General features: G+C 45.7%; 13 protein-coding genes. 6 read left to right on the forward strand and 7 right to left on the reverse strand.

Annotation, left to right across the window (positions count from 1 at the left end; translation table 11 throughout):
- The first annotated feature begins 137 nt into the window (after positions 1–137).
- Together VIM91_RS11535 and VIM91_RS11540 are read left to right on the forward strand one after the other, a co-directional pair.
- A complete protein-coding gene (locus VIM91_RS11535) occupies positions 138–2906 on the forward strand; it encodes a valine--tRNA ligase (RefSeq protein WP_331864956.1) in 2769 nt (922 codons plus the stop codon).
- Positions 2884–3594, forward strand: a complete 711-nt coding sequence (locus VIM91_RS11540) for a TIGR04211 family SH3 domain-containing protein (RefSeq protein ID WP_331864957.1) — start codon at positions 2884–2886, stop codon at positions 3592–3594. Before VIM91_RS11535 ends, VIM91_RS11540 begins: the two co-directional genes overlap by 23 nt.
- A gap of 156 nt (positions 3595–3750) precedes the next feature.
- On the opposite strand, the gene VIM91_RS11545 is transcribed toward VIM91_RS11540, so the two are convergent.
- From VIM91_RS11545 to VIM91_RS11570, 6 genes are all read right to left on the reverse strand, one after another.
- Entirely contained in the window at positions 3751–4476 is a 726-nt protein-coding gene (locus VIM91_RS11545) for a DsbC family protein (protein WP_331864958.1), read from the reverse strand.
- 21 nt (positions 4477–4497) lie between these two features.
- Positions 4498–5400, reverse strand: coding sequence for a site-specific tyrosine recombinase XerD (gene xerD, locus VIM91_RS11550; RefSeq protein WP_331864959.1), 903 nt, complete (start codon positions 5398–5400; stop codon positions 4498–4500).
- A 119-nt stretch (positions 5401–5519) separates the two neighbouring features.
- The gene (locus VIM91_RS11555; RefSeq protein WP_331864960.1) at positions 5520–8852 is read right to left on the reverse strand and encodes an efflux RND transporter permease subunit; all 3333 of its coding nucleotides are present in this window, start codon (positions 8850–8852) and stop codon (positions 5520–5522) included.
- Between the two features lie 3 nt (positions 8853–8855).
- Complete coding sequence (locus VIM91_RS11560; RefSeq protein WP_331864961.1) at positions 8856–9956, reverse strand: efflux RND transporter periplasmic adaptor subunit; 1101 nt, start codon at positions 9954–9956, stop codon at positions 8856–8858.
- A gap of 20 nt (positions 9957–9976) precedes the next feature.
- Positions 9977–11353 carry a TolC family protein gene (locus VIM91_RS11565; RefSeq protein ID WP_331864962.1) on the reverse strand — a complete coding sequence of 459 codons (1377 nt, stop codon included), beginning with the start codon at positions 11351–11353 and terminating at the stop codon, positions 9977–9979.
- Between the two features lie 195 nt (positions 11354–11548).
- Positions 11549–12178: an alpha/beta hydrolase gene (locus VIM91_RS11570; RefSeq protein ID WP_331864963.1), complete on the reverse strand. Its 630-nt coding sequence runs from the start codon at positions 12176–12178 to the stop codon at positions 11549–11551.
- 70 nt (positions 12179–12248) lie between these two features.
- Here VIM91_RS11570 and VIM91_RS11575 point away from each other — a divergent pair, with 70 nt between their 5' ends.
- The 4 genes from VIM91_RS11575 (at position 12249) to VIM91_RS11590 (ending at position 16810) form a co-directional block, all read left to right on the forward strand.
- Positions 12249–13382, forward strand: a complete 1134-nt coding sequence (locus VIM91_RS11575; protein ID WP_331864964.1) for a 4-phosphoerythronate dehydrogenase — start codon at positions 12249–12251, stop codon at positions 13380–13382.
- A 177-nt stretch (positions 13383–13559) separates the two neighbouring features.
- Complete coding sequence (locus tag VIM91_RS11580; protein ID WP_331864965.1) at positions 13560–14132, forward strand: DUF302 domain-containing protein; 573 nt, start codon at positions 13560–13562, stop codon at positions 14130–14132.
- Between the two features lie 347 nt (positions 14133–14479).
- Positions 14480–15769 carry an OmpP1/FadL family transporter gene (locus VIM91_RS11585; RefSeq protein WP_331864966.1) on the forward strand — a complete coding sequence of 430 codons (1290 nt, stop codon included), beginning with the start codon at positions 14480–14482 and terminating at the stop codon, positions 15767–15769.
- A 219-nt stretch (positions 15770–15988) separates the two neighbouring features.
- On the forward strand, positions 15989–16810 hold the full coding sequence (locus tag VIM91_RS11590) for an SDR family oxidoreductase (RefSeq protein WP_331864967.1): 822 nt from the start codon (positions 15989–15991) through the stop codon (positions 16808–16810).
- 95 nt (positions 16811–16905) lie between these two features.
- On the opposite strand, the gene VIM91_RS11595 is transcribed toward VIM91_RS11590, so the two are convergent.
- Positions 16906–17451: outer membrane beta-barrel protein (locus VIM91_RS11595; protein WP_331864968.1), on the reverse strand; the 546-nt coding region annotated here is incomplete at its 5' end.

A 17451-nucleotide genomic window follows, 5' to 3' on the forward strand; every position in this document is an offset into this window, starting at 1 on the left:
ACTTCATGATCTTAGTGTCCTTCGTGGTTCAAAATTAAGTCGCGCTTCCTCTCGGTTTGTATTGCATTCCCTCCCACTGAAACCTTTCGGCTTGCTATAATTAATCCTATTTTTCAAACAGAAACGAACAATACATTATGGAAAAGCATTTCGACCCCAAAACGATTGAAACCAAGTGGTACCAAACTTGGGAAAACGCCGGCTACTTTGCGCCTAACCAAGATAGCGATCATGATCCTTATTGCATTATGATCCCACCGCCCAACGTCACTGGCAGTTTGCACATGGGGCACGCTTTTCAAGACACGATTATGGATACCCTGATTCGTCTAAACCGCATGCAAGGCAAACCCACGCTTTGGCAACCGGGCACGGATCACGCCGGTATCGCCACCCAAATGGTGGTAGAACGCCAATTAGCGGCTAAAGGTTTAAGTCGTCATGATGTGGGTCGCGAAAAATTCATTGATGAAATTTGGAAATGGAAAGCCGAATCCGGCGGCACCATCACCAAACAGCTACGTCGTTTGGGCGCATCGCCAGACTGGAGCCGCGAACGCTTTACCATGGATGACGGCTTATCCAATGCGGTTAAAGAAGTGTTCGTTAAACTGCACGAAGAAGGTTTAATTTATCGCGGTAAACGTCTCGTTAACTGGGACCCAGTGCTGCACACCGCCGTATCCGATTTAGAAGTTATTTCCGAAGAAGAACAAGGCAGTTTGTGGCACATGCGTTATCCGTTAACGGATGGCTCCGGTCATTTGGTGGTGGCCACGACTCGTCCAGAAACCATGCTGGGCGACCAGGCTGTTGCTGTCCATCCCGAAGACGAACGTTATCAAGCACTCATTGGTAAAACCATCACCTTGCCACTAGTAGGGCGTGAAATTCCGATTATTGCGGATGATTATGTTGATCCAGAATTCGGCACCGGCTGTGTAAAAATCACGCCTGCTCATGATTTCAATGACTATGAAATGGGCAAACGCCATAACCTGCCGATGCTAAACATCTTTACCCAAGATGCGGCGATTAATGAAGAAGCGCCGGAAAAATACCAAGGCCTAGATCGTTTTGCGGCTCGCAAACAAATCATTGCCGATTTAGAAGCGCTGGGTTTAATGGAAAAAATCGAACCGCATAAATTGATGGTGCCGCGTGGCGACCGCACCCATGCAGTAATTGAACCTTTATTGACCGACCAATGGTATGTGGCGGTACAAGAGCTTGCAAAACCCGCGATTGACGCGGTTAAAAATGGCGATATTGAATTCGTTCCCAAAAATTGGGAAAACACCTACTTTGAATGGATGAACAATATCCAGGACTGGTGTATTTCACGTCAAATCTGGTGGGGACACCGTATTCCGGCCTGGTACGATGACCAAGGCGGCGTATATGTGGGCCGAGATGAAGCTGAAGTGCGTGCCAAACATAACCTAGGCGACCGTGCATTACGCCAAGATGATGACGTGCTGGATACATGGTTTAGCTCGGCTTTATGGACTTTCTCAACACTTGGTTGGCCAGAACAAACCCCTGAGCTGGAAAAGTTCCACCCAACCTCCGTATTGGTAACCGGTTTCGACATTATTTTCTTCTGGGTCGCCCGTATGATTATGATGACTTTGAAGTTCACCGGCCAAGTGCCTTTCAAACAAGTTTATGTGCATGGTTTGGTTCGCGATAGCGAAGGCCAGAAAATGTCGAAATCAAAAGGCAACGTGCTCGACCCGATAGACCTCATCGACGGCATTGATTTAGAAAGTTTGGTAAGCAAACGCACCAGTGGCTTAATGCAGCCAGAAAAAGCCGCTAAAATCGAAAAAGACACCCGCAAACAATTCGCCGATGGCATTGCCGCCTTTGGTACCGATGCGATTCGTTTCACCTTTGCTTCGCTCGCCTCGACGGGGCGCGACATTCGTTTCGATTTGAATCGCTGCGATGGCTACCGTAACTTCTGTAACAAACTTTGGAATGCGACACGTTACGTCTTAATGAACACGCAAGGGTTTGATACTGGGGTGGATGAAAAACAACCCATCGAATTATCGCTAGCCGATCGCTGGATTGTGTCACGCCTACAAACAGTAGAAACTGAAGTGGTACGCCATTTCGAACAATACCGTTTTGACCTGGCGGCTAACCTTATCTATGAATTTACTTGGAACGAATACTGCGACTGGTATTTAGAATTGTCTAAACCCATTCTAAACCAAGATTCATCCGACGCCGCCAAACGCGGCACACGTCGCACCTTGGTACGAGTGCTCGAAACCCTATTGCGTTTAATGCATCCGATTATGCCCTTTATTACCGAAGAGGCTTGGCAAGCGGTTGCGCCTTTGGCGGGCAAACAGGGCGATACCATTATGCTGCAAGCCTACCCACAAGCGGACAATACCAAAATTGATTTGGCTGCCGAAGCGGAGTTGGATTGGGTGAAGCAGTTTATTATGGGGGTACGCCGCATTCGCTCCGAAATGGATATTGCGCCCAGCAAAGCCTTACCGGTTTTATTGAGCAAGGTGTCTGAGCAGGACCAGGCCTGGTTAGATAATAACCGTTTATTCTTAATGACACTTGCCAAACTTGAATCCATCGAGATCCTCAAGGATACCAACCAAGCGCCTGAATCGGCCATTGCACTCGTCGGTGAAATGAATATTTTGATTCCAATGGCCGGCTTAATTGACAAATCAGCGGAGCTCACTCGCCTTGCAAAAGAAATTGATCGTTTAAAAAACGAACAAAAAAGATTGGAAGGCAAGCTAAATAATGATAAATTTGTGGCACGAGCGCCGGCAGAAGTAGTTGCCAAAGAGCGTGAAAAACTGCAAGATATAGGCAACGCCTTGACTAACCTGGAGCAACAACATGCGAAAATTCAACAGCTTTAAACGATTTTTACCTATTGTCGGCCTAGCCGTTATGGTGCAGCCTATGTGGTTAATCCCGTCCATAGTACAAGCTGAAGAGTATACGCATTACATTAGCGATAGCATTGAAGTGCCCTTGCGTCGAGGCGCTGGTAATGAATTTCGTATTATTCGCATGTTAGATGCCGGTAGCCCAATTAAGGTACTTGAAGTGGGCGAATCTAACTGGTCACGAGTTGAATATATTCATAATGGCGCCGTGCTAGAAGGTTGGGTTAATAAAATCGCGATTCAAAATGAAACGCCTTCTAAAATACTCTTAGCCGAACAAACCCAGCGTTTAAATAAGTTAAATGCCGACTATAAAGCCTTGCAGTCCGAGCATAATGAACTCAAAACTCAAGCCAACAAAACCAGCCAAGAACTCGAAGCTATTAAGCAAGAAAAGTTTGAACTGGATAAAGAGTTTGATCATCTAACCAGCATTTCGGGTGGCGCGATTGAACTAGATCAACAAAACCAAGAAATGCGCCGTTTAATTGGCGATCTTGAATCGCAGAATGTCATTATGCGTGAGCAAATTGCGCGTGCCGAAGACACCGTTAAACGTCAATGGTTTTTAGCTGGTGCGGGCGTATTGCTGGTCGGTCTATTATTAGGTCGTTTCTTTAGAGTGCCAAAACGTCGCGGCGGCTGGGACAAAATTTAACCCCCCCCCAGTAAGCAACCGACATAAAAAACCAGGCCTGGTAGATAACCACCAGGCCTGGTTTTTTTATGCTCAATATATTGAGTATTCTCATTCATCTTCTTCATCCTATCGCACTGTCGTTTTGAACCTTTGCGATAGGAAGCTTAAGCCAACTTATTTCAATAAAGCCGGAATCAACTCTTCTGCTGGCACATATCCTGGCACCATATTGCCATCTTCAAAAATAATAGTCGGTGTGCCATTAATCCCAAATAACTGGGCTTGCGCCATATGATCTTTGACTGGATTATCACAGGTTTTTGGCGCTGGATTGTTGCCTTTTTTAGCTTCATCTAAGCTTTTAGCGGGTTCATCCGCACACCAAACCGACACCATCTTTTGATAACTCGGTGTATCGACGCCAGAACGTGGGAATGCTAAATAACGCACGCTAATGCCTTCTTCGTTTAACTTAGGTACATCTTTATGGAATTTTTTGCAATAAGGGCAATCAATATCGGTAAACACGGTAATCGTTGCTTTGGTGTCTCCCTCCGCTGGGAATTCAATCATCGACTCGGTCGGAATGGCCTCTAGGGTCTGTTTACGCGCTGCATTTTTCGCCGATTCAGTTAAATTTTCACGCGTGGCCAACTCAATTAAATTGCCGTTAAACAAAAATTCCGTATCCGCCGTCATGTAAATCACATTTGGGCCCACAATCACTTGATACAAACCTTCAACCGCTGATTCTGTAATTTGAGCGGCTGGTGCACTTGGAATGATTTCATTTAGTTTCTGCTGAATCTTATCTGTCGTGTCGTCTGCCATCGCCATATTCATGCTGAATGCGCTGATCACCAGGCCTGGTAGTGTCCGTTTCAAAACTCTTGTAAACATATTTGTCCTATTCTTAATAAATTAACCGCGCGGATGATGTTGCTGATGCAACGACTTTAAGCGCTCTTTCGCCACGTGCGTATAAATTTGCGTGGTTGATAAATCACTATGCCCTAACAACAATTGCACACTGCGTAAATCCGCGCCATGATTAATCAAATGCGTCGCAAACGCATGCCGCAAACCATGAGGCGATAGTTTACCAGTGATGCCCGCAATTTGGGCAAGATTATGAATCCGATGCCAGAGTGTTTGGCGTGTCATTGGACGTCCTAAACGTGAGACAAACAGGGTTTCTACCCATTTTTCACCCACCAGGCCTGGTCGTGCAATTTTTAAATATTGGGCCAACCAATCGCTGGCATATTCGCCCAAGGGCACAATGCGTTCTTTGTTGCCCTTACCTGTGACCATCACTAAACCAGCCGATAGATTGAGCTGCGACAAGGGCAAATTCACGACTTCTGACACGCGTAATCCGCTCGCATACATCAACTCTAAAATGGCCCGATCTCGCAAACCCAGATCCGTACTGGTATCGGGCGCCTCGAGTAAATCATTAATTTGTGACTCACTCAATACACTGGGAATCGCCGCCGAGACATTCGGGGTTTTTAATAAATCACACGGATTAATCGATAACCATGCCTGGTCAATCGCAAAACCATACAGACGTTTTAGGGAAGAAACCATGCGCGCAATCGAACGATCTTGCCGACCGGCTTCTTGCAGATAACGAATATAAGTCTGTAGATCATCCCGACTGACTTGCTGCCAATTACACGATTCCAACTCTCCTAACCAACGTGCGAACTGAGTTAAATCGGTGCGGTAGGCCGCCTGCGTATTCGCACTTAAACCTTCCGACAACAATAAATGTTCTAAAAATAACGCCAAGGCGTCTTCAAATTTAACCGCGTCCATAAACCTCATTTCAAGCTAGCTGAACAAATTAAAGTCATTAAACCATACTCTGCCAAACCACCATAGTCAGACATAAAAAAACCCCGCCAAGGCGGGGTTTGTAATAAGCGAATAAACGCTTATTTCGCTTGAAGATCTTTCGCAATTCTAGGCGTATCTTCTGGATCTGGACTAGACGGGTAATAAGTCTGCCAGATGAAGTACATCAACGGAATCACTAACAAGGTCAATACGGTTGATGAAATCGTACCGAAGATTAACGCAATCGCCAGACCACCAAAGACAGGATCGGTCGTCAAGATCAAGGACGCGGTAATAATCGCCAAGGCCGTCAATAGGATCGGACGGAAACGAACTTTACCGGCTTCAATCACCGATTCGCGCAAGCTTTTACCTTCACGACGATATTCCAAAATAAAGTCGATCAACAATAACGAGTTACGCACCACAATCCCGGCCAAGGCAATCACACCGATCATCGAGGTCGCGGTAAACGCCTGCCCCATTATCCAATGCCCCGGGAATACGCCAATCATAGTCAAAGGAATCGCACCCATCACAATGACCGGCACCATAAACGATCGATAGTAACCCACTAAGATCAAATAGATAAACACCAGCGCTACAATAAACGCGGAACCCATATCGCGGAACACATCCAGGGTTAAGCGCATCTCACCGCCCCACAATAAAGTGTAATCGGTGACATCTTTAGGCTGCGCTTCCACAAAGCCCAAGTTAGCTGTGGTAAAGGTGGCACCAGATTCAGGTAAGGTGACACCGTCTAACATTTTATCCAAGGTTAAAACCGCATAAACCGGGCTCGAGCGTAACAACTCACCGCCTACCATCACCATCGAATGCTGATCGCGACGCATAATCGGTTTATCTAAAACACGCTCGTTAATTGTCGCAATTGATGATAAAGGCACCGCATCTCCCGAGAAGGAGTTGACCCGCAAGTTCAACAACTGCTCAGGCACGGTACGCTCTTCGCGCGGCAAACGCACCACAATATTGACTGGCTCACGCACGTTATCCAAATGCATATAACCTAGCTCATAGCCATTAATATAATCACGCAACATTTTGCTCACCAAAGCAGGCGCGATGCCTAACAAATTGGCTTTTTCGCGGTCAATATTAATTTCGTAGCTACGTACATCATCTGTCACCGAATTATCGACATTAATCATGCCGTAAATTTGTTCGTACTTAGCGGTGATTTCATTCGCCGCCGTTCGCAACACATCATAATCCGGCCCATAAATTTCAGCCAAAATTTGCGAAGAAACCGGTGGTCCGGGTGGGGTTTCGTAAATTTTTACTTTCGCTTCTGGGAAGTCCTGACGCACCATCGCAAATCGATCATGCAAAAGTTGCGCAATTTCGTGCGAACTTAAACTGCGGTGATGTTTGTCTTCTAAATTCACACGAATCTGCGCAAACTCACTGCCCTGCTTAATCAAATCGCCACGCACTAGAGCGGCAAAATCAATTGGAGCAGGCGCACCCAAATAAACACTGTAATCATTTACATAAGGTGTTTTGCTCAGAATATCGCCCACAAAACGCACCACGCGGTCTGTTGCTTCGCTGGCTGTGCCAGCCGGCATGTCCACCTGTACCAAGAAGGTATTAGTGTTATCAAACGGCAACATTTTGACTTCCACCCCCGCCTTATGAAGCGGATTGTTCATGCCATCGTCGCGCATAAACTGTAGGGCGGGTTGCAACATGGCGGCCATCAAACTCACCAACACCGCGCCCAAGAACAAATTACGCTTGGTACGACTTTCAATCATCGGCACAATAGTTTTGACATACAAACGTTGCATCCAATCTTCTTTTTCAACGTGATGCGATTCCATGCTTTCGCGACGCTGCATTTCGGCGATGGCCTTTTTGCCCAACCAACGATAAGACGCATAAGGCACCAAAATATAAGCAATTAACAAAGAGGCAATCATCGCAATCGGTACGTTAAACGGAATCGGTGCCATAAATGGCCCCATCATGCCGGTTACAAACATCATTGGAATAAACGCCAAAATAACGGCTAACGTCGCCACGTTAGTTGGATTACCGATTTCATTAGTGGCTTTAATCAAAAGTTGATCAAAGTTTTTTGGATCGAAACCATGATGAATATGCCGGTGGATATTCTCGATGACCACAATCGCGGCATCCACCAATAACCCCAGCGATAGAATCAAGGCAAACAATGTAATGCGGTTCATGGTTTGACCAAACAACAGTCCGACCACTAATACCACAAATAAAATCAAGGGCACCGTCAAGGTTACAATACCGGCTTCACGCCAACCCAAGAAGATCATTAAAATAATCACCACCGAGGCAATCGCGATACCCAAGTGTTCTATCAAAATATTCACGGCTTGGTCGGCCATTTCACCATCATTGCGCGTGACTACCACCTCAACATCGGCTGGCAACATGCTGACTTTTAACTCTTCTAGCTTTTCCAATACCGCATTCGATACCGTAACTGCGTTGGTACCCGGCTTTTTGGCGATCGATAAAGTAACGGCTGGAAACTCACCGCGCTTGCTCGCATGCGCCGCCATGCCATAACCAATTCGGGTATGCACATCGGTTTCGAGCGGACCATCTTTAATACGTGCTATGTCGCGTAAGAAAATAGGTTGACCTTTGTCTGCGCCAATAATAATGTCGCCCACTTCCTGCGCATTACCTAAATAGCCGTTCACACGCACCGGATGACTTAAATTATTGTTGACTAACGAGCCGACAGGTAACGACACATTACTACCTACTAACATATCGCTAATATCTTCTAACGATAAACCGGTCATGGCAATTTTCTGCGAATCCAACCAGACATTCACCGCGCGTTGCTGACCGCCCATTACCTCAGTAAAAGACACGCCCGGCACATTGCGCAGTTGCTCAATCAACTTCAAACTGATGTCACGTAAATCAAAACCATCCAAGCGTTCAGACGTTAAAGCCAAAGTTAAGATCGGAACATCATCGACGTTAATTGGTTTAATAATCGGATCTTGTGTATCCGGTGGCATGCGATCCATGTTTTGCATCACCTGGTTGTAAACCTTCACCAAGCTATCAACCTGATTCTCGCCGACTTTAAACTGCACCGTGACCACGCCAAAATCGCTGGTGGCATAACCATAGGTGTTTTCGACGCCTGGCAAGGCATTCATAATGGTTTCGAGCGGTTTCACCACCATGTTATTAACTTCTTCCGGTGTCGCCCCCGCCTTGGGTACCATAATATTTGCGGCTGGCACCACAATTTGCGGGTTGTATTCACGCGGCGTGACAAACAAAGCCAACATACCGGCTAACAACACCGCAATCATAATCATCATGGTAATTTTGGAATGAATAAACATCTGCGCCAGTTTTCCGGCCATGTTTAATTTAATCTCTTTATCCTCATGTGCCATGGTTTAGGCTCCTGTTTCAGAATTCGCGGATGTAACGATAACTTGATCGCCATTGACCAAAGTTTGGTGATTGGATGTCACAATCACTTCATCGATATCTAAACCGGCTTGCACTTCGACCTGGCCATTTTGCTTCATACCAATACGCACCATACGGAACTGCACATGATTATCATCATTCACCACAAACACGCCTTCAATGCCACTGCGGTTTACGATTGCTTGTTGTGGAATCAATAATGTTTGGCGCTCGCCGCGTTTAAACGCAATGCGCGCAAATGTGCCAGAATTCACATTATTCACATCAGGCAAACTCAACTTCAAATTATGCCCACGCGTTTTAGGATTAGCGGCTGAAACCAATGAATAAATTTCGGCCTCTAAAGGTTCAGACTGACCGTCCACCATCACCAATGCGGTGTCGCCCACTTGCAACTGTGCATACAAATCTTGCGACACTTCCGCCTGCACACTTAAAGACTTAAGGTTTTCAATAATCACCACCGGATTACCTGGTGCAGCTAGGTCACCCGCCACCGCCATTTTTCGCACCACAACGCCATCAAAAGGCGCACGCACGTTGGCATAGTTCAATTGCGATTCTGCCTGCTCTAAACCGGCTTTAGCCGCGGCTAAATTTTCTTGTGCAACACTATATTGCAAACGGATACCATCAAACTGCTGGCGCGACACCGATTCTTCTTTGTACAACTCAGAGAAACGTTCAAAATCGGCTTTCGCATTTTCTAACGCCGCTTGCGCTTGTAGGAACCCCGCACGCGCTTGAGAAATTTGGCTTTGAATATCTTGCGGATCAATTGAGAATAAAAGATCGCCCCGTTTTACACTTTCACCCACTTCAACCGGAATACTGCGAATATAACCCATCAAACGTGACGCAATACGGGCTTGCTGGTCTGGCACCACCGAGCCGGGCACATGCGCTACCATCGGTACCGTACCCAACCCAACCTTATGCGTTGTCACTTCATATTTCGCCACATCATAAGCGGCTTGATCGGTCGCATCCTCGGATGAACAACCACTTACGCCCAAAAGCGCCGCCATTACACCGGCATTTACTAGCATCCACATCGGTTTCATAATTTCTACCCTCTAATCGATTACATTTGGTCCAACTGCATACGGCCAGTGGCCAATCGCAATTGCGCTTTTTGAATATTCATTGCGTATTCTGCATTCGCCAATTCGGCGCGCGCTTTGTCCAGCTGAGCTTGACTCGCCAACACCTCGGTCATGGTCGATACGCCGGTTTCATAACGACGTGCAATCAAACTTTGAGCTTCCGCCGCGTAGTTCACCGCGGCTTTATTGGATTCCACTTTTTTCAACTCGTTTTGGTATTGACGCCAAGCTTTTAGCAAATTCAAACGCACCGCTCGCTCTTCCGAACGCAACTGCGCTTCTTGCCCGCGAGCGGCCGCATTGGCTTGGTCGACCGCGCGACCCGTTACGCCAAAATCGGTAATTTTCCAAGAAGCCACCGCGGCCACGGTATAAGAGCTGGCATTAAATCCCAACTCATTGTCGTTCCAATCGTGACGCGCCATTAAATTAAAACTGGGGTACAAATCAGCACGTGAGCCTTTAACCGCAGCGTGACTCGCTTTAACTTGTTGGCGCATGGCTTGTAGCTTTGGATTAGTGTCTAACGCCATTTGCGTCATTTCATCTAAATTGTCACTGGGCAAATCAATATTGACACGACCGGCGACATCCAAAGGCGCATGGGTTTCCATGCCCATTAACGAACGCAAACCATCCAACGCCATTTGCTCGTGGTTTTTGGCTTGCTCTAACATCAATTCGGCTTCGGCCTGGTGAGCTTGCGCACTTAATAATTCGGAACGTAAAACCACACCTTGCTGGACTAAGTTACGAGTGGTGTTTACATACGCATTCGCGGCCTTTAAGGCTTGCTCGGCTACCTGAATAAAAGCACGAGCGGCATGCACGCCTTCGTAAGCTTCATACACATAATAAGTCAGCATTTGCTGAACCGCGACGTCGCCTTTTTGCGCCGCTTCTAACATCGCGCCCGCTTGGTTTTTGGCGCTCGAAATTTTGCCACCATTCCAAATCGGCAACAGCATTTCAATGCGGGTATTAAAATCGGTATAAGCGTCGGGCTTATTTAAATCGTCTGGCTTTACACTATAGTCGCCGCTCCCAAAAGCTGCCTGCGCTTCAGAAAACCCAAAATCTGCAAACGTTGCATTTTTTTGCTGCAACTTCATGCCAAATACATTTAAAGGGTTATTAGAGTTCGAGGCGGTAAAGGATAAATTAAATTGCGGCAAGCGACTCAAACCCGCCTGACTTAACGCGGCTTGCGCTTGGTCAATTTGCGACTGACTGTGATCGCGTTGCGGGTTTTGTGACAGCGTGGTTTCCACACTGGTTTGAAAATCAAGCGTTTGCGCCGTTACCAGGCCTGGTAACGCCACGGAGATAGCCAAAGCCAAAGTTCGTAATTTCATGCGTATTTTTCCTTTAGAAAATGAGCGTCCCAAACAACTAACTTACTGATGAAAAACCGAATTTCACCAGAATATAGCTAGGGTTTTTCCTTTTCAAGCACATTAGAATATAAGAAATTACTAATATTATATCTGACTTAACATATAAGTAAAACCTTATGCGCCAATAAAATTTACTTGATGCTTGCTGAAACCTTACTCAATGGCCAGGTTCACCACTTTTTTTAGCCAGAGTAATTCGCCATGAAAATAATGGCTTGCATCCTCGCGCCAATACACATCCGGGCGCTGATTTAAACCTCGCATCCAGTTAATCACCTTATGTGGCGGCACCACTTCGTCTTGCCCGCCTTGTACCAAACTCCAACTCACACTGTCGGCTAAATCCAACTGACTGAAGTCATATAAGTTGACCGGTGGCGCGACGGTAATTAAATGTTTGGCTTGCAAGGCTTTGGCCTGCATCACACTTACATAACTGCCAAACGAAAACCCGGCCAAGGCCAAAGGCAAATCGCCAAACATGCCGTGCGCCCAAGTGACCGCAGCGGCTAAATCGGCTTGTTCGCCTTGGCCGTGATCATACGAACCCTCACTTCGACCGACACCACGAAAATTAAAGGCCAAAGTCTGCCAACCCATTTGTGCAAATGCACGCTCCATCGTGGTCACGACTTTATTATTCATGGTGCCATCATATAAAGGGTGTGGGTGGGTTAGCACGACCAGGCCTGGTGGTCGCTCACCTGTTTTAACGCGCCCTACTCGGCACTCAATCGCCCCAACTGGGCCATCAATCAAAGTCGATTGCGTTTTTTGCAACATGCGTTATCCTTCTTACAACTCTTTTGGCTTGCCTATTAGTGCGGCAGGCATCCCATTTATGGAGCTTAGTATGACACAAAAAACCCTGATTATTGATGATGCCATTCCTTATGCTCAAGCGATGTTTGCGCACCTAGGTGATGTCAAACTGGTAGCTGGCCGCGATATAAATGCGGATTTAGTGAAGCACGCGGATGCACTTATTGTGCGTTCTCGCACTCAAGTGAATGCCAATCTGCTAGAAAACAGCTCGGTCAAATTTGTCGGTAGCACCGTAGTGGGGTTGGATCATATTGACCAGGCCTGGTTGTCGCAAAACAACATTCGGTTTTATTCCGCGCAAGGTTGCAATGCCAATTCAGTGGCGGAATACGTCATCAGTGGATTATTGGTGTTAGCCGAACAGCATCAAATCGATTTATCGCAACAAACACTGGGCATCATTGGCGTCGGTCATGTCGGCAAATTATTGTTACAAAAAGCCCGCGCACTCGGCATGCGTTGCTTATTAAATGACCCGCCCCGCCAACAAGCCGAAGGCGATAAGGAATTTACCGAGTTAACTGAGTTGCTCCAACAGGCGGATATTATTAGCGTGCATACGCCTTTAACTAAAAGTGGCGAATTCGCTAGTTTGGATTTGCTTAATGCACAAAACATGGCGCTCATTAAACCCAGCGCGATCTTAATCAACGCCGCACGTGGCGGTATTATTAACGAGCAGGCCTGGTGTCAGTTGAATAATCGCGCCAATATAATCGACTGCTGGCAAAACGAACCCAATATAGATGCCAATCTCTATGCCAAAGCCGATATCGCCACCGCTCACATAGCTGGGCATTCATTAGAAGCCAAAGTCGCGGGTTCGTCTATGGTGTATCAACAACTGTGTGATTTTTGGCAAATCACGCCTCAAACCGAATGGCAAACTCAATTACCCAATCCGCCAGCCGCCCTCAATCCACCAAACAGTCAAAATCCGCAAACCGCGCTCGCGCAAATACTCAAACAAGCCTACGATATTCTGGCGGATGACCTCGCCATTCGCGACAAAAGTGTAAAAAACGTGCAAGCTCAGTTTGAATTATATCGTCGTCAATACCCGATTCGACGAGAATGGTCACAACATAAGCTCGTACATTCACAACAAGCAAAACTAGATAACATCCTGAAAGCATTTGGGTTTCAGCTGGATTCTCACTAAATTAGAATCCTCTAATATTAGGGCATAAGGAAACACTAATAAAATTTTGTTATTCCAGGCCAAAAAAATTGATTTTCTCTTTTGCGAAATATAAGAGTAATCTTATTTCCGAAATCAAGAAAGCTTCACAAAATGTGCACTTTCTATCAGAAAACCAAATTTAAAGGATGTACTCACATGAAAACCATCACAATGCTAAAAGTTGGCTTCCTAGCCGGCATCATCGCCTTAATGTCAGGCTGTGGCACAATCAAGTCAGCCGGCAACCTAGAAGAAGGCGCCTGGGGAACCTTCAACGAAATCTGGGATCGTTGGGTTGAAAGCGAAGGCGACATCGGTTGGGCCGTGGTTTGGCACCGTAAAGTAGACGATGGTCTAGGATTACAAGACGTTATCGACTCTATCAACGACGTCGCCATTCAAACTCCTGGTTTAATGAACGTAGGCGAACTTCCTTTATCTCAAGAACTAAATGCACGTGGTGTTGAGTCTGGCGTGATTCACATTATCTCAGCCTGTAACCCAGAAACTGCACGTCACATGTTAGACTTCAGCCCAGCTATGTCAGCCTTCCTACCTTGTCGTGTAGCGGTGGTTGAACAAGAAGATGGTTTACACCTATACACCATGAACATGGACATGATGGTTAAAATGGGCAAAAAAATGCCAGAAGATCTAAAGAAATTAACCATGGACGTACGTAATGCAATCTGGAAAATGATGGAAAACGGCGCAACAGGCGCATTCTAATCACAACCTAAAGCGTTAAACACCTTAAAAACCACCACGCCACCAGGCCTGGTGGTTTTTTTATGCCTGAATCAAAACTATCTATCACTCTGAGCAAAGCGAAACACCCACTACTGATTTACCCACCCAAAACTATCAAAAAAACTTATACCAATATACGGTTTTTAATATAAGAACATCATTGTATTATCAAAAACTTATCTAGCATTAATTTAGCAAATACCCCATAAAGTTTTTTGAATTATCTTTTTTATCCTAATTACGCGATAGTAACGTCCAACGCAGGATGACCTCGCGCTACACAAATAAGTCTTAAGTATAAAAGATCACTAAAAAAGGATATTCAAATGAAAAAAACCAAAATTGCATTGGCGATCACCGCCGCCGTCATGGTTTCACAACCTGTTCTAGCAACCAACGGCGACCACCTAATCGGTCTAGGCGCACAAGCGCGCGCATTAGGCGGCACAGGCGCCGCAGCATTCTTCGGTTCTGAAAACGCCCTAACCAACCCTGGCCTTCTAGGTAAAATGCAAGGTACTGAATTTGCAATTGGCGGGACTTTGTTTAAGCCGGATGTAACCGCTGAAACAGATGTAGCAAGCATGACTGGTCAACCAGTTTCACAAACCAGCGAAGCTGATACTAATATTATTCCAGAAGTATCAATGGCGACGCGCATTAATGAAAACCTAGTGTTTGGTTTAGGCATTTATGGCTCTGCTGGTATGGGTGTCGATTACCGTGATAACGCAGGTTCTGCTGGCGTTCAGGCAGCAATGGGTACTAACGGCGATGGTTCAGGGCTATTCAATGGTTACAGTAACCTACAAATTATGAAGTTTGCACCAACTCTTGCCTACAACACCGAACAATATGGTATTGGTTTTGCACCAGTTATTCAGTACGGCTCATTAGACATCAACTATAAGTTTTTTGATGCCGCAGGTAATATGGGTACTGCAGGTACGACATATAATATAGGTAACGGGATGTCAACTGACCTAGGTTATGGATTTAACCTAGGTGGTTATTTCGATGTCACTCCTGAATTAACCATTGGCTTAGCTTATCAGTCAGCGATTGCTATGACATACGATGATCAAATTTCTGTGGCTGCTGATGGCTTTAATTTGGACTTTGGTGATGACTTAGAACAACCTGCCGAATTAAAAATCGGTGCCGCTTACACCATGGGCAATATGATGTATACCGCTGACTTTAAGCAAATTGCCTGGGGTCAAGCCAAAGGTTATAAAGACTTTAACTGGGAAGACCAAAATGTATTTGCTTTAGGGGCAAAATTCTCTGGTAACGGTTATTGGGCAGGTGTCGGTGTTAACCATGCAGAAGACCCAATCAAAAAAGTTGACGATGGTACTTATGCTGGTCAAGCAACAGATTTGTTTAACAACCACTTCTTCCCTGGCATTGTTGAAACTCACTTCACCTTTGGTGGTGGTTATGAATTAACTAATCGCATGACGCTTGAAGGTGCTGTAGTCTATGCGCCAGAAGTGTCAAAAACAGTAGATACTAACGCCGTATCTGCTGGACTAGGCGGCTCAGGTGCAACAACACACGAAGTTAAACATTCACAAATGGGTTATACCGTTTCATTGCGTATGAACTTCTAAAAAACCTCGCAACAAAAGCGTGCTTCGGCACGCTGTGTTTTCCTCCTAATAGAGCTTTAGCCAGACATTGTCTGGCTTTTTTGCATTTGGCGTTCGCCCACAACCCCGCTACTTTAAGCTTAAAATTCCCTGTAAAAATTTAAGACGACACCTTTTCTATTCGTGCAAACTTGTGCATACTACACCCAAAATCCACCCTCACTTTTCTATAGGGACGTTATGCCGAAAATACTCATTGCTGGTTGTGGTGACATAGGTTGTCGTTTAGGACTCGAACTGGCGGCGGACGGCCACGAAGTTTATGGTTTACGCCGAGATGGCGATAAAATCCCCGACCCCATGATCGCGATTAGCGCCGACTTAACCAGTGAAGCCTTAGAGCTGCCTAACGGTTTAGATACGGTGTTTTATACCGCTGCCGCTGGCAAGTACAATGACTTTGCTTATTACCAAGCCTATGTGGCGGGTTTAAAAAATCTATTGCAGGCCTTAAAAGGCCAAAAGTTAAAACACTTGTTTTTCACCTCTAGCACATCCGTCTTTAGCCAAAACGAGGGTGAATGGGTGACCGAGGACAGTTTGGCCGAAGAACATAACTTTTCCAGCCGCCGTTTATTAGAAGGCGAAAACCTAGCCTTAAACTCTGGCTATCCGGCGACGGTAGTGCGCTTTGGTGGCATTTATGGTCCAGGGCGCACCCATATCATCGATTTGGTGATGAAAGGCAAAGCACAGTGTATGGAAGACGTTTACAGCAACCGCATCCATACTGACGATTGCGTGGGCATCTTTAAACACTTAATGAATCTAGATAAAGCCGATCCGCTTTATATTGGCGTGGATAACCAACCCACCCAGTCTTGTGAAGTGTATGAATGGTTAGCAGAACAATTGAGTGTGGGTTACATCGAGCACACCGAACCCACTGAAAATAGCCGCACCATGCGCAGTAATAAACGTTTATCCAATGCCAAAATACGTGCAAGCGGCTACGAATTCAAGTACCCAACCTATCAGGAAGGCTACGGTAGTTTGATTTAATTCAAAATATTATACTAAGCTTAAAACAAAAAACCACCAGGCCTGGTGGTTTTTTGTTTATGGGTTTGATATGAACTTTGTATTTTAAAATTGACTCAATAATAATAAAGCCAACTAATCCCAATTGAATCACGTTTTAGTTGATCGCTATTATCAAAACTTTCACGACTCTGTAATGCCAAATAACGCACATCGAGCGCGTGTTTAGGTGTGAGTTTTAGGCTCGCCCCCACACCATATATCAAACCATCGTTGGTTTGTTTATTGACCTCCGAGGTGACCACATTACCCGTCAGTTCACGCGTTTTATATTGGCTAAAGTTATATCCCAAAATGGCATGAATATGGGCATTTTTAGCGGCTGCTTGACCTTGTAATTTAAATTTGAATAAGCCACTGACATCGTAAAACTCATCGAACTGAATCTGGTTTGTGCTATTTTTTTGATCTAACTCAATGCGCTGATTATTCGTAGACAATCTAAATTCGGCATCCACCCAGGACGACACCTGTGTTCCCAAGGTCAGCACCAGGCCTGGTACATCCGTATCTTTGTAGCCATTCAACTTAATGGTCTGCTGTGCCACGCCCAAACCAACATAGGTATCCGCGCCCATCAAACCAAAATAACCCGCCCGCTC

It is taken from the genome of Thiomicrospira sp., from assembly GCF_036568485.1.
Classification (GTDB): Bacteria; Pseudomonadota; Gammaproteobacteria; order Thiomicrospirales; family Thiomicrospiraceae; genus Thiomicrospira.

What these genes read in the sequence shown, in the direction of transcription:
- VIM91_RS11545 (WP_331864958.1), bottom strand. Translation starts at nt 4,476, where the DNA reads ATGTTTACAAGAGTTTTGAAACGGACACTACCAGGCCTGGTGATCAGC.
- VIM91_RS11535 (WP_331864956.1), top strand. Translation starts at nt 138, where the DNA reads ATGGAAAAGCATTTCGACCCCAAAACGATTGAAACCAAGTGGTACCAA.
- VIM91_RS11565 (WP_331864962.1), bottom strand. Translation starts at nt 11,353, where the DNA reads ATGAAATTACGAACTTTGGCTTTGGCTATCTCCGTGGCGTTACCAGGC.
- VIM91_RS11540 (WP_331864957.1), top strand. Translation starts at nt 2,884, where the DNA reads ATGCGAAAATTCAACAGCTTTAAACGATTTTTACCTATTGTCGGCCTA.
- VIM91_RS11555 (WP_331864960.1), bottom strand. Translation starts at nt 8,852, where the DNA reads ATGGCACATGAGGATAAAGAGATTAAATTAAACATGGCCGGAAAACTG.
- VIM91_RS11590 (WP_331864967.1), top strand. Translation starts at nt 15,989, where the DNA reads ATGCCGAAAATACTCATTGCTGGTTGTGGTGACATAGGTTGTCGTTTA.
- xerD (WP_331864959.1), bottom strand. Translation starts at nt 5,400, where the DNA reads ATGGACGCGGTTAAATTTGAAGACGCCTTGGCGTTATTTTTAGAACAT.
- VIM91_RS11560 (WP_331864961.1), bottom strand. Translation starts at nt 9,956, where the DNA reads ATGAAACCGATGTGGATGCTAGTAAATGCCGGTGTAATGGCGGCGCTT.
- VIM91_RS11585 (WP_331864966.1), top strand. Translation starts at nt 14,480, where the DNA reads ATGAAAAAAACCAAAATTGCATTGGCGATCACCGCCGCCGTCATGGTT.
- VIM91_RS11570 (WP_331864963.1), bottom strand. Translation starts at nt 12,178, where the DNA reads ATGTTGCAAAAAACGCAATCGACTTTGATTGATGGCCCAGTTGGGGCG.
- VIM91_RS11580 (WP_331864965.1), top strand. Translation starts at nt 13,560, where the DNA reads ATGAAAACCATCACAATGCTAAAAGTTGGCTTCCTAGCCGGCATCATC.
- VIM91_RS11575 (WP_331864964.1), top strand. Translation starts at nt 12,249, where the DNA reads ATGACACAAAAAACCCTGATTATTGATGATGCCATTCCTTATGCTCAA.